This window comes from Kribbella sp. NBC_01484 (assembly GCF_036227145.1).
Taxonomy (GTDB): Bacteria; Actinomycetota; Actinomycetes; order Propionibacteriales; family Kribbellaceae; genus Kribbella.
The window spans coordinates 8,767,908-8,784,362 of the sequence record NZ_CP109437.1 but is presented as its reverse complement, the minus strand read 5'-3'; the positions used below and the strand labels follow the sequence as shown (position 1 = coordinate 8,784,362).

Sequence of the window (16,455 nt, the reverse complement as noted above, 5' to 3'; positions counted from 1 at the left end):
ACCTAGGCGCGCTCAGCCAGCAGTACCTGAGCGCGCAGACCTCTCGCACCTTGCGGGAGGTTTTTTTGTTTGCCCCCGACGTCACAGTTCGAACACCGCCAGCCCCCTCGGAAGGCCGATCATGAGCATCTCGGACGAGTTCCACGTCTATGACACGACTCTGCGCGACGGGGCGCAGCAAGAGGGGCTGGCGCTGTCCGTAGCCGACAAGATCGCCATTGCACAGCACCTGGACGACCTGGGCGTGGGCTTCATCGAGGGCGGCTGGCCCGGCGCGGTGCCGAAGGACACGGAGTTCTTCGAGCGCGCGCGGACCGAGCTGCACCTGAAGAATGCGACCTTCGCGGCCTTCGGCGCGACCCGGAAGCCGGGGACGACCGCGGCCGAGGACCCGCTGGTCGCCGCGCTCCGCGACTCCGGCGCGGGCGTCGTCACACTCGTTGCCAAGAGCCACGATGCGCATGTCGAACGGGCGCTGCGTACCACGCTCGACGAGAACCTCCGGATGATCGCCGACACCGTCCGTCACCTGCGCGAGCACGGTCAGCGGGTCTTCCTCGACACCGAGCACTTCTTCGACGGCTACCGCGCCAACCGCGCATACGCGCTGGAAGTGGTACGAGTAGCCACCGAGGCCGGTGCCGACGTGGTCGCACTGTGCGACACCAACGGCGGGACGCTGCCCCGGGAGTTGCAGGACATCGTCCGCGACGTCCTCGATTCCACCGGCGCACGCCTCGGCATCCACTGTCACAACGACGCCGGCTGCGCGGTGGCGAACTCGATCGCCGCCGTCGAGGCCGGCGTCACGCACGTCCAGGGCACGATCAACGGGTACGGCGAACGCACCGGCAACGCCGACCTGCTCGCGATCGTGGCCAACCTCGAGCTCAAGCGCGAGATGGACCTGCTCCCGGCCGGCAAGCTGGCCGAGTCGTTCCGGATCGCGCACGCGATCGCCGAAGTGACGAACGTGCCGCCGTCGACCCGGCAGCCGTACGTCGGTGTGTCCGCGTTCACCCACAAGGCGGGCCTGCACGCCAGTGCCATCAAGGTGGATCCCGATCTCTACCAGCACACGGATCCGGCCCGGGTGGGTAACGACATGCGGATGCTCGTCTCCGAGATGGCCGGCCGGGCGAGCGTCGAGCTGAAGGGCCGCGAGCTCGGCTTCGACCTCGGCAACGACCGCGACCTGGTCGGCCGGGTGACCGACCGGGTCAAGGAGATGGAAACCCGCGGGTACACGTTCGAGGCGGCGGACGCCTCGTTCTCGCTGCTGCTGACCGAGGAGGTCACGGGGAAGCGGCCCAGCTACTTCGACGTCGAGTCGTGGCGAGTGATCACCGAGTCCCGGGCCGACGGCGAGGCGGTCTCGGAGTCGACGGTGAAACTGGTCGCGGGCGGCGAGCGGGAGATCGTCACCGGTGAGGGCAACGGCCCGGTGAACGCTCTCGACCACGCGCTCCGCACCGCGATCGAACGCGCGTACCCGGCGGTGAACAAGTTCGAGCTGGTCGACTACAAGGTCCGCATCCTCGACCAGGGGCATGGGACGGACGCGGTGATCAGAGTGCTGATCGAGACGGCGGACGGCGAAGGTTCGTGGGTGACGGTCGGGGTCGGGCACAACATCGTCGAGGCGTCCTGGGAGGCGCTCGTCGACGGCTTCACCTTTGGTCTGCTGCGTCACAAGGAGGTCGTCCGATGAGTCTGCTCGCGGTCGAACGCATCACCACGGTCTTCACCGCGCAGGTGGTCGAGGTCGAGGGGATGCTCGCGCGCATCGCCGTACTGCTGAATCCGTACGACGTCCGCGAACTCGCACTGTCGCTCGATCAGGGCGAGTTGCGGGTCGTCGTCGAGGGCGACGGTTTCGACGCCGGCCGGGTCGCTGCCCGGCTGGCGAAGGTGATCGGCGTCCTGGACATCACGTACTCCTGAGCAGGTCGAGCGTCAGCGCAGCTGTCCACGAGAAGTCCCGCGCTCCGCGGGCAGCTCCGGTGAACGGATCGACGTACTCGGCGAAAGTCGTCTCCGCGGCCAGCGCGAGTACGCCGTCCCGCAGGACGCCGGCCGCCTCGTCGTATCCGAGCTGGGCCAGGCCGCGGTGGATCACCCACGCGGTGTTGAACCAGCTCGGCCCCCGCCAGTACCGGGATCGGTCGAAGGCGGGCCCGGTCAGGTCGTAGCTCGGCACCAGCCTGACCTGGCCGAGCTGGAACTTCGGCCCGCGCGCGGTCGCCAGCAGCTCGTCGACCTGGCGCAACTCGGGGACGAGCAGCGGAACGAGCCCCGAGATCGTGTCTGCTCCGACCAGCCGGTCGTCGTGCAGGTCGCGCGCGTGAAAGTTGCCATTGGCAAACAGCCGTTCGAGTGCCGTCGTCAGTTCGGCCGCCGCGCTCAGATGTGGCGCCGGATCGAGTGACAGCTCCTCGGCGATCGAGGCGAGCGCGTGCTCCGAGACGATCAGCAGGGCGTTGAAGCACGGATCTTCGAGCGCAAAGTCGAAGGGCGTCCGAGTGTCGTCGTAGCGATGGTCCCGGTACGTCGCGGCGAGCCGGACATACCGTCCGTAGTCGAGGTCCGTCGGCCGATCGGTGCCGCTGGCATGCTCGGTGTCCCTGCGGGTGAAGGTGTCCGGCGGCGCCGGTTCGACCCGCGCCAGCGCTTCGTCCCAGGCCGGGCTGTTGTCCATTCCCGACTCCCAGGGATGCACCACGGAGACCAGGCCACGGCCACCGAGATCCCGGCGTTCCCGCAGATAGGCGTGCCAGGCAACGATCTTCGGATACAGCCTGGCCAGGAAGTCGCGTCGTACCGACTCCCCCTCGTCGGCCTGGTGGGTCAACCAGACGGCGAGTGCGTGAACCGGGGGCTGGACGATCCCCGAGGTCTCGACGCCGCCGGGGGTCGATGCCTGCCAGAAGTCGGGTCCTGGGAAGTAGGCGTCCCGCGGCACGCTGGGGGAGAAGTTGATGTGCGGGATCCGTCCGTCCTGCCACTGCGAGGCGAACAGCGACTCCAGTTCGATCTGAGCGCGCTGTGGTGCGGCATGTCGCAGTCCGATCGCGATGAACGCGGAGTCCCAGCTCCACTGATGCGGGTACAGCGACCGCGACGGCACGGTCGAACGGCCGGTCCAGTTCTTGTCCAGGACCCTCGTCGCGGCGTCCCGAAGCTCCACCAGGCTCACACGGTCTACGTGATCACACCCGGAGCCGGTCGGCAACCTCCCTGTTTAGTCAGTTCGGACTGATCAGTTTATGCTGTTCAGATGAGTGCAACGATCTCGGCGTCGGCGGTACAGGCTGCCGGCGAGGTACGGGTGGTCTTCGGCCGCGTCAAACGCCGGTTGAAGGAGCTCGCGGACAAGGACGACCTGACCCCGTCGCAGTCGTCCGTGCTCAGCCGGCTGGACAAGGACGGTCCGGCGTCGGCCAGCGAACTGGCGGCGGCCGAGCGGGTTCGCCCGCAGTCGATGGCCGCGATCCTGTCCGCCCTCCGCGCGGCAGACCTGATCGAGCGCCATCCGGATCCCCAGGACGGCCGTCGCCAGGTCGTCTCGCTGACCACGACCGGCCGGCACCGGATCCAGGGTGACCGGAGGGTTCGGCAGGAGTGGCTGGCCCAGGCCCTGCAGGACAACTGCACGGAAGCCGAGCGGCAAACCATCGTGAAGGCTCTGGCTCTCCTCGACACCGCCCTCGAGGCGGCGGCCTCGCGGTGACCCCTGCCCCGGCCAGATTCGACCGGCCCCCGCCCGCTGGGATCGGTCGTCCACAACCCAACTGAGAGGCTCATCGTGCCCGTCACCACCCTCGACCCGAAGACCGCCCTCGTGGTCATCGACCTGCAGAACGGCGTCGCCGTCCTTCCCGGCGAGCCGTATTCCACCGCGGACGTGATCAACCGGACGGCGGAGCTCGCCGATGCGTTCCGCAAGCACGACCTTCCGGTCGTCCTGGTCCGGGTCAGCTTCGCCGCCGACGGTTCCGACCGCCTGCCCGGGCGCACCGAGCTCCAGCGCCGGACCGGTACGCCGACCGCCAACGCCGCCGAGATCGTCGACCAACTGGCCGGGCATCCGGAGGACATCATCGTCACCAAGCGGAACTGGGGCGCGTTCTACGGCACCGACCTCGACGTCCACCTGCGCCGCCGCGGTATCACGCAGATCGTCCTGACCGGAATCGCGACCAGCATCGGCGTCGAGTCGACCGCCCGCGCCGCCTACGAACACAGCTACAACGTCACCCTCGCCACCGATGCGATGACCGACCTGTCCGCCGACTCCCACGACCACGCCCTCACCCGGATCTTCCCCCGCCTCGGCGAAACCGGCACCACAGCCGAGATCATCGCGCTGCTCGGCTGACTCCTCGTCACCCTGATCGGCGCGCGCCCGCCAGGGCAGGTCCTGGCAGGCGCGCGCCGGCTACCTCAGTCCCAGCTCAGGCCGCTTGATGACTGGTACTCGATGACGCGGGTCTCGAAGAAGTTCTTCTCCTTCTTCAGGTCCATCACCTCCGACATCCACCCGAACGGGTTGCGGGTCTCGCCGAAGATCGGGGCAAGGCCGATCTGCTCGGCGCGGCGGTCGGTGATGAAGTGCATGTACTGCTCGCACAGCTCCGCGGTCAGGCCGAGCATGCCATTCGGCATCGTGGCCCGCCCATAGGCGACCTCCAGTTCGCACGCCTCGGTCAGCATCTGCCGGACCTCGGCCTGGAACGCCTCGGTCCACAGGTGCGGGTTCTCCTGCTTGATCTGGTTGATGCAGTCGATGCCGAAGTTCAGGTGGATCGACTCGTCCCGCAGGATGTACTGGTACTGCTCGGCGATGCCGACCATCTTGTTCCGCCGGCCCAGCGAGAGGATCTGCGCGAACCCCGTGTAGAACCACATCCCCTCGAACACCACGTAGAACGCGATCAGATCGCGCAGGAACGCGGTGTCGGTGGCCGGCGTCCCGGTGCGGAAGTCCGGGTCCTCCAGGTGCTGCGTGTACTTCAGCGCCCAGGCGTCCTTGTCCGAGATCGATGGCACCTCGCGGTACATGTTGAACAACTCGCCCTCGTCCAGGCCGAGCGACGTACAGATGTACTGGAAGGTGTGCGTGTGCACGGCCTCCTCGAACGCCTGGCGGAGCAGGTACTGCCGGCATTCGGGGTTGGTCAGCTGCCGGTAGACGGCCAGGACGATGTTGTTCGCGACCAGGGACTCCGCAGTGGCGAAGAACCCGAGGTTGCGCTTGAGCATCAGCCGCTCGTCGTCGGTCAGCCCGTCGCGTGCCCCTGGTTGACGCCGCCACAGCGAGATGTCGGCCTGCATGGCCACCTCGGTCGGCATCCAGTGGTTGTTGCATGCGGCAAGGTATTTGTCCCAGGCCCACCGGTACTTCAACGGCAGCAACTGGTTGACGTCGGCCCGCGCGTTGATCATCGCCTTGTCGGCGACCTCGACACGCGACGCCCCGACGGCGATCTCACTCAATCCGGTCGTCACTGGCAGGCCTCGCAGTCGGGGTCGTCGATGGAGCACACGGCTCCAGTGGGTTCAGGAAGTGCGACAGGTACCGCGTTCAGTCGTCCATCCGTGCCCGTCAGCGTGGACTTCTCGACGTGGGTTGCTGACTGGGAACGCAGGTAATAAGTCGTCTTGAGGCCATATCGCCACGCCGATCGGTACAGCTCGTCCAGCGCCCGGCCGGACGGCGCGGCCATGTAAAGGTTCAGCGACTGCGCCTGGTCGATCCACTTCTGCCGCCGCGACGCCGCCTTCACGAGCCACATCGGGTCGATCTCGAAGGCGGTCGCGTACAGATCGCGCAGGTCGGCCGGCACCCGCTCGATCCCGGCCAGGACGCCGTCGTGGTACTTCAGGTCGGACACCATCACCTGGTCCCACAGCCCGCGCGCCTTCAGGTCGGCGACGAGGTACGGGTTCGCGACGGTGAACTCACCGGACATGTTCGACTTCACGAACAGGTTGCTGTACGCCGGCTCGATCGACTGGCTCACGCCGCAGATGTTGGAGATCGTCGCGGTCGGCGCGATCGCCATCACGTTCGAGTTCCGCATGCCGTCGTGCAGCACCTTCTGCCGGAGCACATCCCAGTCGAGCTGCGTGCTGTCGTCGACGATCACGTCGCCGTCCCGAGCGGCCCGGAGCAGCTCGAGCGAGTCGATCGGCAGGATCCCCTTGCTCCACAGCGAACCGTCGTACGTCGAGTAGCGGCCACGCTCGGCGGCGAGGTCGCTGGACGCCTCGATCGCGTGGTAGCTGATCTGCTCCATCGCGCTGTCCGCGAACTCGACCGCGGCGTCGGAGGAGTACGGGATCCGCAGCGAGAACAGCGCGTCGGCGAAGCCCATCAGGCCGAGGCCGACCGGGCGGTGGCGCTGGTTCGCGCGCTCGGACTCGGGCGTGGTGTAGAAGTTCACGTCGATGACGTTGTCGAGCATCCGGACCGCCGTCTTCACGGTGTCGCGGAGCAGATCGGCGTCGAGACCCCCCTCGGTCAGGTGCGCGACCAGGTTGACCGAGCCGAGGTTGCAGACCGCGGTCTCCTCGACCGTCGTGTTGAGAGTGATCTCGGTGCACAGGTTCGACGAGTGGACCACGCCGTCATGCTGCTGCGGCGAGCGCAGGTTGCAGGCGTCCTTGAAGGTGATCCATGGGTGCCCGGTCTCGAACAGCACGGTCAGCATCCGGCGCCACAGGTCGACGGCCTTGACCCGCTTGAACACGCGGATCTCACCACGGTCCGCCGCCGCCTCGTAGCCGGTGTACGCCTCGGCGAACGCTGCGCCGTACAAGTCGTGCAGGTCCGGGACCTCGTTCGGCGAGAACAGGGTCCAGTCGCCGCCCGCCTCGACGCGCTGGAGGAACAGGTCCGGCACCCAGTTGGCCGTGTTCATGTCATGAGTACGACGCCGCTCGTCGCCGGTGTTCTTGCGCAGGTCGAGGAACTCCTCGACGTCGATGTGCCAGGTCTCCAGGTACGCGCAGACCGCGCCCTTGCGCTTGCCGCCCTGGTTGACCGCCACGGCGGTGTCGTTGGCGATCTTCAGGAACGGTACGACGCCCTGCGACTCACCGTTGGTGCCGCGGATCTTGGCGCCGATGCCGCGGACCGGGGTCCAGTCGTTGCCGAGGCCGCCGGAGTACTTGGCGAGCAGGGCGTTGTTGCGGATGCCGTGGAAGATGCCGGCCAGGTCGTCGTCGACCGTGGTCAGGAAGCACGACGACAGCTGCGGCCGAGTGGTGCCGGAGTTGAACAGCGTCGGCGTCGACGACATGAACCGGAACGAGCTGAGCAGTTCGTAGAACTGGATCGCGCGCGCCTCCCGGTCGTCCTCGCGCAGCGCCATCCCCATCGCGACCCGGAGGAAGAACGCCTGCGGCAGCTCGAACCGGACCTTGTCGATGTGCAGCAGGTACCGGTCGTACAGGGTCTGGAGAGCGAGGAAGGTGAAGTCGAGATCGCGCTCGGGACGGATCGCAGCGGCGAGCCGGTCGAGGTCGAAGGTGGCCAGCTCGGCATCGAGGTGACCGGCGTCGATACCGACCTGGATGTAGCGCGGGAAGTAGTCCGCGTAGGCCTCGGTCATGTCGGCCTGGCTGGCCTGCCGGGGCTCGCCGTGCACGCGGCCGAGGGCCTCGCGGCGGATCTGGTCCAGCAGCAGGCGGGACGCGGCGAAGCTGTACTGCGGCTCGGTCTCGACGTAGGACCGGGCGGCCATCACCAGCGCGAGCTCGACCTCGTGCTGCGCGATGCCGTCGTAGCAGGAGCCGAGGGTCTCGTCGAGGATCAGCTCGGGGTCGACCGAGTCGAGCCCATCGGCCGCTTCCGCGACGATCACCCGCAGCCGGTCGACATCCAATGGCGCGGTGCTGCCGTCCGCGGCGCGCACCGAGACCGCGGGCCGCTCGGCGATCCCGGCCGGGTCAGATGGTGTCCTGGCCTTGGTCCGCTCCTCGCGGTACAACACATAGGCCCGAGCGACCTGGTGCTCACCGGCGCGCATCAGCGCCAGCTCGACCTGGTCCTGGATGTCTTCGACCTGGACGCTGCGGCGGGTGTCGCGGCGGCTGGTCAAGGCGCCCACGACCCGGCCGGTCAGCTCGGCCACCAGGTCGCGGACCCGGTGGGTGGCGCCGGCGTCGGCGCCCTCGACCGCGAGGAACGCCTTGCTCATGGCAACAGAGATCTTGGTCGGATCGAACGCGGTGCTGCTGCCGTCACGGCGGACGACGGTCAGCTGGATCGGCTGGTCGGTCGTCACCGCGGAGGATGAGGAAGCAATAGTCACAGGTGTGCTCTCCACAAGAGTTCGGAGGACCGTTGCCGCACGGATGGGCGCATGACGAGGCAGGCAGCTCCGGCCGGGAACGCTGCCGCCACGCCCTGCGACCCACCCGCGAGGTCTCGGACCGCGCGCACCGGCGGTGCACGCGCCGGTGGCAGGTATCCGGACTCGCGGACAGTGTCCGCTCACCGTTGCGGGGCAGTTCCGGATTCGCACCGGATTCCCCTGTTGCCTCGGAGTGGCCCACATCTTGTGGTGCCGGACGCGATGAGCTGTCCAAAGATGTGGAGCCGCTCCGAACCACCAGCAGTAGTGATGCTAGGTGGATCGCACTAGATCTTGTGGTAGCGCCACGCCGCGTGTCGCACATGTTGTGGTCCTCACGCTGCGACGGCATAGAGATCCTGCAAAGTCATGATCTCCGAGCCGTGGTGGATCAGCTCGCGGTTGAGCCGGAGCACGACGTGACCGAACGGCTCGCCGGCGTCCAGCTCGGTCGCCTGGCTCAGGCCGACCGCCATCACCTGCTCCTCGTCCAGCGCGGCGATCGACTCCTGCCAGGCGTCCACCCAGTGCGTCAGCCAGGCGACCGCATCGCGGGCGTTGCCGTGCAGTGTGATGTCGGCGCGCCCCTGCCGGCTCTCCCCGAACGTCCACTCCCAGCGCTCGAAGAACATCTCGGTCAGGTGGGCGATCAGCCAGGCGATCGTGCGTGGGCCGCGATGGTCCGGCTCGTCCGGCCACTGCGCCACCCACTCCCCGGAGCCGAGTGATCGGTAGTGCGAGGCGTGGTGACGTCGTACCACGGTCAGGGCCTCGCTGCTCGGACGCCAGAAGTACTGCTCGTCGGTCAGTTGGGCGAGCCGTCCGGACAGCACCATCCAGCTGAAGCCGAGCTGGCCTCGCACCATCGCCATCGCCGATGGTCGGTGCAGGATCTCCCAGTCGAACGGCTCCGGCATCACGATTCCTCACGCTCCCCGTCGGGCACCTCGATTTGAGGTGCGATCGAACATGTGTTCGAATTGTGTCTCGACGGGGAGGAGAAAGTCAATGCTGACGGTGTGTTGGTTCTGGCCTCGACGGCACGGGTCTGCTAGGCGGTTCGATCCTGGTATCGGCCGCCGGGCTGGCGAAGCGCCGTTCGAGCAACGTGAACGCGTCGATCAGTTCGGGCGCCTCGTAGACGCGGTTCCGGCGGCCGTCGGTGACCTCGCGCAGGACACGTGTCTCGACCAGGCGCGCGAGTCCTTGGTTGGCGGCCTGCTGAGACCGGTCGATGAGCCGCGCGGCCGCGGCGAGCGTGAGGACCGGAGCCGCGGGCAAGGCGTCGATCAACAGATCGGTGGCGGAGCCCGCGCGGACCGGCGCGGCCCGTTCGCGCCAGGCGGTCTTCAGGTCGGTCGCCGTCTGTTCGAAGCGGGCTGCCTCCGCGGTCGCATGGCTGCATGCCATCGCGAACATCCGCAGCCAGGGGTTCGCCGCCGACCGAGCCTTGATCGTGGTCGCCCGTCCGACATACCGGAAGGCTGTCAGCGCATCGATGTACTGCGTCGCATGCGTGGCGAGCGACAGCGACACCGGCGGCACGGTCCGGGTGATGAGGCCGTCGGCCCGCAGGATCAGGTGGATCAGCGCACGCCCGGTCCGTCCGTTGCCGTCGGCAAAGGGATGGATCGTCTCGAACTGTGCGTGCGCGATCGCGGTCTTGGCGAGCACCGGCAGCCGGGACTCCCGGACGAAGGCCATCAGATCCGCGAGCAGGTCGGGGAGCAGCTGCGCCGGCGGCGGGACGTAGTACGCCTCGGCGGGGGAGCGGCCGCCGATCCAGTTCTGCAGATAGCGGACCTCCCCGCCGAACTCCGGCGTCGGAGACTGGGCCATCAGTCGACGGTGCGCCTCGAGCAGGTGGTCGACCTCGAGCTTGTCGCCGGCCTGGACGGACTCGGTCACCCAGGTCATCGCGTCGACAGCGCCCAGCACTTCCTCGGCGGTGACGTCGCCGGGTCCGCTGGTGGGCCGATCACGGAGGACGTCGGCCTTGAGCAGGCGGCGCGCGCCGACAACGAGCCCCTCGATCTGCGACGACCCGACGGCCTCGGCCCGCAACAGGAGCCGTGCCAGCGCCTCGCTGTTCGTCAGGACGGCAGCGGTCGCGTCCAGCCGGGCGAGATCGCCGGCCGCATCCTCCAGTGCGGCGAGCACGTCGTCGCTCAGGTCGAACTCACGCCCGGCCAGCGGATCGGGGAAGTACAACTCGTACGACCCACCCAACCGCTCCGCCCGGGTGAACCCGTCCGGGTGCCCAGGCCACCGATGCAACTCGACCCGTGCCATACCTCTTATTCAACCTTATCCACAAACCTTGAACAAGAGTCCACAGCCTGTGGATGGTGAACAGGTGAGCATGAGCGCCGAGGTGTGGACCCGTCTGTGGGCAGACTGGTCCGTGGCCGAACGGAGACGGACGGGGGCGCCGGTGACATTGGACGCGCAGACTCGGCAGATGGTGGCCGCCAATGAGGCCGACTGGGACGCGCGGGCGCCGCTGCACGCGGCGAGCCGGTTCTACAGTCAACCCGCGGAGTACTGGTTCGCCGACTACGAGTGGGCAGATCTGGGCCCACTGGACGGACTCGACGTCCTCCATCTGCAATGTCACCTCGGCACCGAGACGATCGCGTTCGCGCGGCGCGGCGCGCGGGTCACCGGGCTGGATCTCTCCAGGAAGTCCCTCGAGGAAGCGCGCCAGATCGCGGCCGACGCTGAGCAGGACGTCGACTACGTGCACGCCAACGTGTACGACGCGGTCGACGCGCTGCGGGGTCGTCAGTTCGATGTCGTCTACACCGGCAAGGGCGCGCTCTGCTATCTCCCGGACCTGCAGCAGTGGGCCGAGGTCGTTCGCGACCTGCTGAAACCTGGCGGCACGCTGTACATCGTCGAGTTCCACCCGCTGCTCAACGCACTCCGCGAGGTCTCCCTGCCCGGCGAGTCCGACGACCTCAGTCTCCGCGCCGACTACCTCGAAGGCCGCGGGCCGATCGCCCACGACTCCACCGTCACCTACACCGGCGACGAGGTCCCCGGGCGGCACCGCAGCTACGAATGGCGCCACGGCCTCGGCGAAATCGTCACCACCCTCGCCAGCACGGGCTTCCACCTGACCACCTTGCGCGAGTCCGAAGTCCTTCCCTGGCCGCGCTGGCCGAGCATGCAGCAGACGCCCGAAGGCTGGTGGCGTCTGCCGGACGAGGCGCCCCGGATTCCCTCGCTCTTCGCCCTCAGGGCAACCCGATGACCGCCGAGGGTCAGCGTTTCTGTGGGCCCCGGAAGGCGACGTAGATGAGGGAGGCGCCGGCGGCGGCGACGAGGGGGCCGACGATGGCCCAGAAGGAGCTGCCGGTCATCGAGCTGCCTTTGAGGTAGCCGAGGCCTTGGAGCGTCCAGACGGCGCCGATGGCGAGCAGCAATGCGCCGAGTGCGATGGCGACGATCTTTCCCATGGGACCGAGGTTAGTCGAGGAGGTTGTCGCACAGGGCAACGAGTTGCTCGCGCAGCGGGCGGGCTCGGTGCGCGAAGGTGCGTTGGGCGGCCGCGTACTCCGCCTTGCCTGCGGGAGTTTCGATCGCAACAGCCGGATAGCCGAGGCCCGAGAGGTCGTACGGCGAGGCGCGCATGTCGAGGGTGCGGATGTCGCGGGCCAACTCGAAGCAGTCCAGGACCAGCGCACTGGGGGTAAAGGGCATGAGTTTCGAGGCCCACTTGTAGAGGTCCATGTTGGCGTGCAGGCACCCGCCTTGTTCCAGCGTGGGCTGGGATTCGCGGGTCGGTTGCAGGACGTTCAGCGGACGGGCGGGCGACGTGAAGAAACGGAACGCGTCGAAGTGCGAGCAGGCGATCTTGTGAGACTCGACGACCTGGTCGGTGCCGGCGGTGCCCAGTCGCAGCGGCCACTTCTCATGGCGTACGGCGGAAGTCCGATAGACCATCGCCCATTCGTGCAGCCCGAAGCACCCGAACTGTGGCTGGCGATCAAGCGTCGCGGCGAGCAAGCGGCGGATCCACCGGATGCTGTCGGCGCGACGCGAGACCTCCGCCGGATCCAGGGTCGCGGCACCGTCGACGTACGTGTAGCCGCGGCGTCCGTCGTACTCAGAAGCCTCGAGCAGACGGATGCCTGGCCCGGGGTGCCAGATGCGGAGCTGGTTCGGGCGGGTGGGGTAGTAGGTGAAGAGGAAGTCCTCGACCGGGTGTGGTTCGCGGCGACGCCGGCGCTCGAGGTGATCGGTCAGCAACGCGTCGACGCGTTGCTGGTGGCCCGTCGCGTACGACGTCCACTCGCCCGGAGTCAGCGTGGCAGTCACAGGTCCAGGGCGAACGCGTACAGGTCGACACCCGCGATCGGGGACCAGTCGCGCGACGGGAGCCGAACGAAGCCGAGACGTTCGTAGATGCGGTGAGCGGTGGTCATGTAGTCCGCACTGCTCATAACCAGGCGGGCCAGGCCCAGCTCCCGGGTGCGCTCGATGCACCGCTCGGTCAGAGCGGTCCCGATGCCGAGCCCGCGGGCCCGGCCGGCGACGCCGAGCATCCGGAACTCGCCCTCGTCGTCCAGCCCGATCTCCCGGTAGACAGAGCCACGCGGACAGTAGGTCACAGTGCCGAGCAGACCGGTGGCGTCCGCCGCGACCCACAGCTCGGCCTTGGCGGCCCGGTCAGCCGCCGCACGCAGCGTCCTCGCGTAGTCGCCCCGGACGAAACCGTCGTGCGTGTACGCCTCCACGGTCAGTTCTCCGGCCGCGTCGTACTCGGCCGGAACGGCCGGGCGGATATCAACAGTCACCGCATAACTGTCTCATTCCACTGCGACGGTAGGCTCGGGCCGTGCGTATCGCCAGATTCTCCGTCGACGACGAACCGAAGTACGGCGTCGTCGAGACCGACGACCCTGAAGGCCTCGTCGGCACCGTCGCCGTACTCGACTCGGACCCGCTCTACCGGCCGGTCCAGTTCACCGGGGAGAAGCTGCAACTGGCCGATGTCCGGCTGCTCGCTCCGGTGATCCCGCGCAGCAAGGTGGTCTGCGTCGGCCGCAACTACGCCGCGCACGCCGAGGAGCTCGGCAACGAGGTGCCCAAGGAGCCGATGATCTTCCTGAAGCCCAACACCTCGGTGATCGGCCCGCGGGACGGCATCGTCTATCCGGAGCAGACCAACAACCTGCACTTCGAGGGCGAGCTGGCGATCGTGATCGGCCGGATCTGCCGCGACCTGCCCAAGGAGCGGGTCAACGAGGTGATCTTCGGCTACACGGTGGCCAACGACGTCACCGCGCGGGATCTGCAGAAGACCGACGGGCAGTGGGCCCGAGCCAAGGGGTTCGACACGTTCTGCCCGCTCGGCCCGTGGATCACCACCGAGCTCGACGTGTCCGACGTACGCGTCACGACAGAGCTGAACGGCGAGCCGAAGCAGGACGGGCGGACCTCGCAGTTCATCTTCGACATCCCGGAGGTGCTGGCCTACATCACCTCCTTCACCACGCTGCTGCCCGGCGACGTGGTCCTCACCGGCACCCCGGCGGGGGTCGGCCCGATGCTGCCCGGCGACGAGGTCGCGGTCAGCATCGAAGGAATCGGAACTCTGACGAACAAGGTGATCGTGCGTGACTGAGCGGCCAGACGACGACGTCCTCGGCGGCCTCGAACCGAACCAGGTCCGGGTACGGTTCCCACCGTCCCCGACCGGCCTGCTGACGGTCGGCAACATCCGTAGCGCGCTGTTCAACTGGGCCTTCGCCCGGCACTACGGCGGCAAGCTGGTGCTCCGGATCGAGGACACCGACACCGCGCGCAACACCGAAGAGGGCTACCAGTACACCTACGACTCGCTGCGGTGGCTCGGCCTGACCTGGGACGAAGGCCCCGAGGTCGGCGGTGACTTCGGCCCGTACCTGCAGTCCGAGCGGATGGACGTGTACGCCGACGTCGTCGCGAAACTCCTCGCGGCCGACAAGGCGTACCACTGCTACTGCTCGCAGGAGGAGCTCGACCAGCGTCGCGAGGCCGCCCGCACCGCCGGCGAGCACAGCGGGTACGACGGCCACTGCCGCACGCTGACCGAAGAGCAGGTCAAGGCGTACGTCGACGAGGGCCGCCGGCCCGTGGTCCGGCTGCGGATGCCCGACCGGCCGATCGTGTTCGACGACCTGGTCCGCGGCGAGATCACCTTCCTGCCGGAGAACCTGGGCGACTACGTCCTGGTCCGGGCGAACGGTTACCCGCTCTATCCGCTGGTGAACCCGGTCGACGACGCGCTGATGGGGATCACCCACGTGCTCCGCGGCGAGGACCTGCTGCCGTCGACGCCCCGGCAGATCGCGCTGTACGAGGCGCTCGCCGACGTCGGCATCGGCAGCGGCCGGACCCCCCGGTTCGGGCACCTGCCGTTCGTGATGGGCGAAGGCAACAAGCGGCTGTCGAAGCGCGACAAGGGCTCCGGCCTCGGCGAGTACATGGAGCGTGGCTTCCTGCCCGAGGGCCTGCTCAACTACCTGGCCCTGCTGGGCTGGTCGATCGCCGACGACCGTGACGTCTTCACCATGGACGAGATGATCAAGGCGTTCGACATCCGCAAGGTGAACTCGAACGCGGCCCGGTTCGATCCGAAGAAGTGCGAGGCGATCAACGCCGCCCACATGCGGATGCTGCCGGCGGACGAGTTCGGGTCCCGGATGATCCCGTTCCTGGCCGCGGCCGGCCTGCTCCCGGCCGAGCCGTCGGACGAGCAGCTCGCCGTCCTGCGGGCCGCCGTACCGCTGGTGCAGGAGCGGATGAACACGCTGTCCGAGTCGGTCGACATGCTCGGGTTCCTGTTCGTCGACGAAGACGCGTTCACGGTCGACCCCGACGCCGCGGCCAAGGTGCTGACCGGCGACGCGGGCGCCGTACTGGAGGCGTCGGCGAAGGCGCTGGCCGATGTCGAGTGGACGACCGAGGCGATCGAGGCGGCCCTGCGGGCATCGCTCATCGACGGGCTCGGGCTGAAGCCGAAGAACGCGTTCGGGCCGGTCCGGGTGGCGATCTCCGGGCGCCGGATCTCGCCGCCATTGTTCGAGTCGCTGGAACTGCTGGGCCGGGAGAAGTCGCTGCACCGGCTCGAGCGGGCCCGCCGTACGGCGTGATGGCGGCCATGGAGCGGGCCGACGCAGGGCCGCCGTACCAACGGCTGCTGCGGAACCCGGACGCCCCGCGCGGATTCGTGGTGATCGGGGCCTTCACGATCCTGGTCGCCTGGATGATCGCCAGCCTGATCATCCTGGGCTTCCAGCAGAGCATCCGGAAGGATCCCGACGGCACGGTCTCGTGGTTCGGGCTGCTGGCGACGAACCTGTCGCTGATCGTCCTGATCCCGCTGAGCATGCTGGTCGCGCGGAAGCTGAACCGGCAGACCCCGGGGCTGTTGTCCTCGGTGGTCGGGCGGCTGCGCTGGCGGGCGCTGGCGTGGTTCGCGGCGGTCGCCGTGGCGCTCGAGCTGGTGATGCTCGCGGTCATCCAGTTCGGTGGCATCGAGCTCGCCGGCGGTGAACGGCATGGCGGTGGCGCGGCGCCGGATGCGGTCGCGGTGATCGCGGTCACACTGCTGACCTCGACGTTCCAGGCGGCGGGGGAGGAGTACTTCTTCCGCGGTTACCTGCTGCAGGCGGTCGGGGCGCTGGTGCGGAGTTCGATGGTGGCGATCCTCGTCACGACCCTGGTGTTCACGATAGCGCACGGGGTCTGGCCGTGGCAGAGTCCGGCGCTGTTCCTGGACCGGTTCGCATTCGGACTGGTCGCGGCGCTGCTCGTCGTACGCACGGGTGGGCTCGAGGCGTCGATCGCGGCCCACGCGGCGAACAACGTAGTGACGTTCGTGTTCGCGGCTCTGACGAACAGCGTGGGTGCGAGCCTGGGCGTGCAGGACGCGCCATGGGCGCTGGTGATGCTTGATGTGGCGAAGTTCGTGGCGTTCGGCGCGGTCGCGTTGTGGGTGGCCCGGCGGATGAAGCTGGCGACCGTGTGCGAGCTGCCGCTGACCGTGGCGCCGACCGACCGCAAGAGGCTGGTGTGACGGGAGTGACAACCCGCCGGAGGGGGG

Annotated in this window: 16 protein-coding genes and 1 riboswitch; of the genes, 8 read left to right on the top strand and 8 right to left on the bottom strand. The window is 68.2% G+C overall.

Annotated elements, in window-relative coordinates; all coding sequences use genetic code 11:
* Window positions 1-121 precede the first annotated feature (121 nt).
* Complete coding sequence (gene cimA, locus OG555_RS42360; RefSeq protein WP_329479777.1) at window positions 122-1,711, top strand: citramalate synthase; 1,590 nt, start codon at window positions 122-124, stop codon at window positions 1,709-1,711.
* Window positions 1,708-1,944, top strand: coding sequence for a hypothetical protein (locus OG555_RS42355; protein ID WP_329479775.1), 237 nt, complete (start codon window positions 1,708-1,710; stop codon window positions 1,942-1,944). The genes cimA and OG555_RS42355 overlap by 4 nt, the downstream gene beginning before the upstream one ends.
* Here OG555_RS42355 and OG555_RS42350 read toward each other — a convergent pair.
* Window positions 1,931-3,187 (bottom strand): MGH1-like glycoside hydrolase domain-containing protein, encoded by a 1,257-nt coding sequence (locus tag OG555_RS42350; protein ID WP_329479772.1) that lies wholly within the window; start codon window positions 3,185-3,187, stop codon window positions 1,931-1,933. The two genes, OG555_RS42355 and OG555_RS42350, sit on opposite strands and share 14 nt — an antisense overlap.
* Window positions 3,188-3,277: 90 nt before the next feature.
* On the opposite strand from OG555_RS42350, the gene OG555_RS42345 reads away from it, so the two are divergent.
* Both OG555_RS42345 and OG555_RS42340 read left to right on the top strand, forming a co-directional pair.
* Window positions 3,278-3,730 (top strand): MarR family winged helix-turn-helix transcriptional regulator, encoded by a 453-nt coding sequence (locus OG555_RS42345; protein ID WP_329479770.1) that lies wholly within the window; start codon window positions 3,278-3,280, stop codon window positions 3,728-3,730.
* Window positions 3,731-3,805: 75 nt separating this feature from the next.
* On the top strand, window positions 3,806-4,378 hold the full coding sequence (locus tag OG555_RS42340) for an isochorismatase family protein (RefSeq protein WP_329479768.1): 573 nt from the start codon (window positions 3,806-3,808) through the stop codon (window positions 4,376-4,378).
* A 65-nt stretch (window positions 4,379-4,443) separates the two neighbouring features.
* Here the strand turns inward: OG555_RS42340 and OG555_RS42335 are convergent, their stop codons facing one another.
* The 4 genes from OG555_RS42335 to OG555_RS42320 form a co-directional block, all read right to left on the bottom strand.
* On the bottom strand, window positions 4,444-5,508 hold the full coding sequence (locus tag OG555_RS42335; protein ID WP_329479766.1) for a ribonucleotide-diphosphate reductase subunit beta: 1,065 nt from the start codon (window positions 5,506-5,508) through the stop codon (window positions 4,444-4,446).
* On the bottom strand, window positions 5,505-8,318 hold the full coding sequence (locus tag OG555_RS42330; RefSeq protein WP_329479764.1) for a ribonucleoside-diphosphate reductase subunit alpha: 2,814 nt from the start codon (window positions 8,316-8,318) through the stop codon (window positions 5,505-5,507). Before OG555_RS42330 ends, OG555_RS42335 begins: the two co-directional genes overlap by 4 nt.
* A gap of 133 nt (window positions 8,319-8,451) precedes the next feature.
* A riboswitch (cobalamin riboswitch) is annotated at window positions 8,452-8,577 on the bottom strand.
* Window positions 8,578-8,695: 118 nt separating this feature from the next.
* A complete protein-coding gene (locus OG555_RS42325; RefSeq protein ID WP_329479762.1) occupies window positions 8,696-9,277 on the bottom strand; it encodes a DinB family protein in 582 nt (193 codons plus the stop codon).
* Window positions 9,278-9,365: 88 nt separating this feature from the next.
* Window positions 9,366-10,652 (bottom strand): Fic family protein, encoded by a 1,287-nt coding sequence (locus OG555_RS42320; RefSeq protein ID WP_329479760.1) that lies wholly within the window; start codon window positions 10,650-10,652, stop codon window positions 9,366-9,368.
* 169 nt (window positions 10,653-10,821) lie between these two features.
* On the opposite strand from OG555_RS42320, the gene OG555_RS42315 reads away from it, so the two are divergent.
* A complete protein-coding gene (locus OG555_RS42315) occupies window positions 10,822-11,616 on the top strand; it encodes a class I SAM-dependent methyltransferase (RefSeq protein ID WP_329479758.1) in 795 nt (264 codons plus the stop codon).
* 10 nt (window positions 11,617-11,626) lie between these two features.
* On the opposite strand, the gene OG555_RS42310 is transcribed toward OG555_RS42315, so the two are convergent.
* The 3 genes from OG555_RS42310 to OG555_RS42300 are packed head-to-tail and all read right to left on the bottom strand — an operon-like array spanning window position 11,627 to window position 13,162.
* Window positions 11,627-11,821 carry a hypothetical protein gene (locus OG555_RS42310; RefSeq protein ID WP_328519347.1) on the bottom strand — a complete coding sequence of 65 codons (195 nt, stop codon included), beginning with the start codon at window positions 11,819-11,821 and terminating at the stop codon, window positions 11,627-11,629.
* Between the two features lie 10 nt (window positions 11,822-11,831).
* Window positions 11,832-12,683, bottom strand: a complete 852-nt coding sequence (locus OG555_RS42305; protein WP_329479756.1) for a 3-methyladenine DNA glycosylase — start codon at window positions 12,681-12,683, stop codon at window positions 11,832-11,834.
* Window positions 12,680-13,162: a GNAT family N-acetyltransferase gene (locus OG555_RS42300; protein WP_329479754.1), complete on the bottom strand. Its 483-nt coding sequence runs from the start codon at window positions 13,160-13,162 to the stop codon at window positions 12,680-12,682. Before OG555_RS42300 ends, OG555_RS42305 begins: the two co-directional genes overlap by 4 nt.
* A gap of 41 nt (window positions 13,163-13,203) precedes the next feature.
* Between OG555_RS42300 and OG555_RS42295 the strand changes: the two genes are divergently transcribed.
* Genes OG555_RS42295 through OG555_RS42285 form a run of 3 tightly spaced genes read left to right on the top strand, consistent with a single transcriptional unit; the run spans window position 13,204 to window position 16,428 of the window.
* Window positions 13,204-13,992, top strand: coding sequence for a fumarylacetoacetate hydrolase family protein (locus OG555_RS42295; RefSeq protein ID WP_328519350.1), 789 nt, complete (start codon window positions 13,204-13,206; stop codon window positions 13,990-13,992).
* Window positions 13,985-15,502 carry a glutamate--tRNA ligase gene (gene gltX, locus OG555_RS42290; RefSeq protein ID WP_329479752.1) on the top strand — a complete coding sequence of 506 codons (1,518 nt, stop codon included), beginning with the start codon at window positions 13,985-13,987 and terminating at the stop codon, window positions 15,500-15,502. The genes OG555_RS42295 and gltX overlap by 8 nt, the downstream gene beginning before the upstream one ends.
* An 8-nt stretch (window positions 15,503-15,510) precedes the next feature.
* Window positions 15,511-16,428: a CPBP family intramembrane glutamic endopeptidase gene (locus OG555_RS42285; protein ID WP_329479749.1), complete on the top strand. Its 918-nt coding sequence runs from the start codon at window positions 15,511-15,513 to the stop codon at window positions 16,426-16,428.
* The last annotated feature ends 27 nt before the right edge of the window (window positions 16,429-16,455 follow it).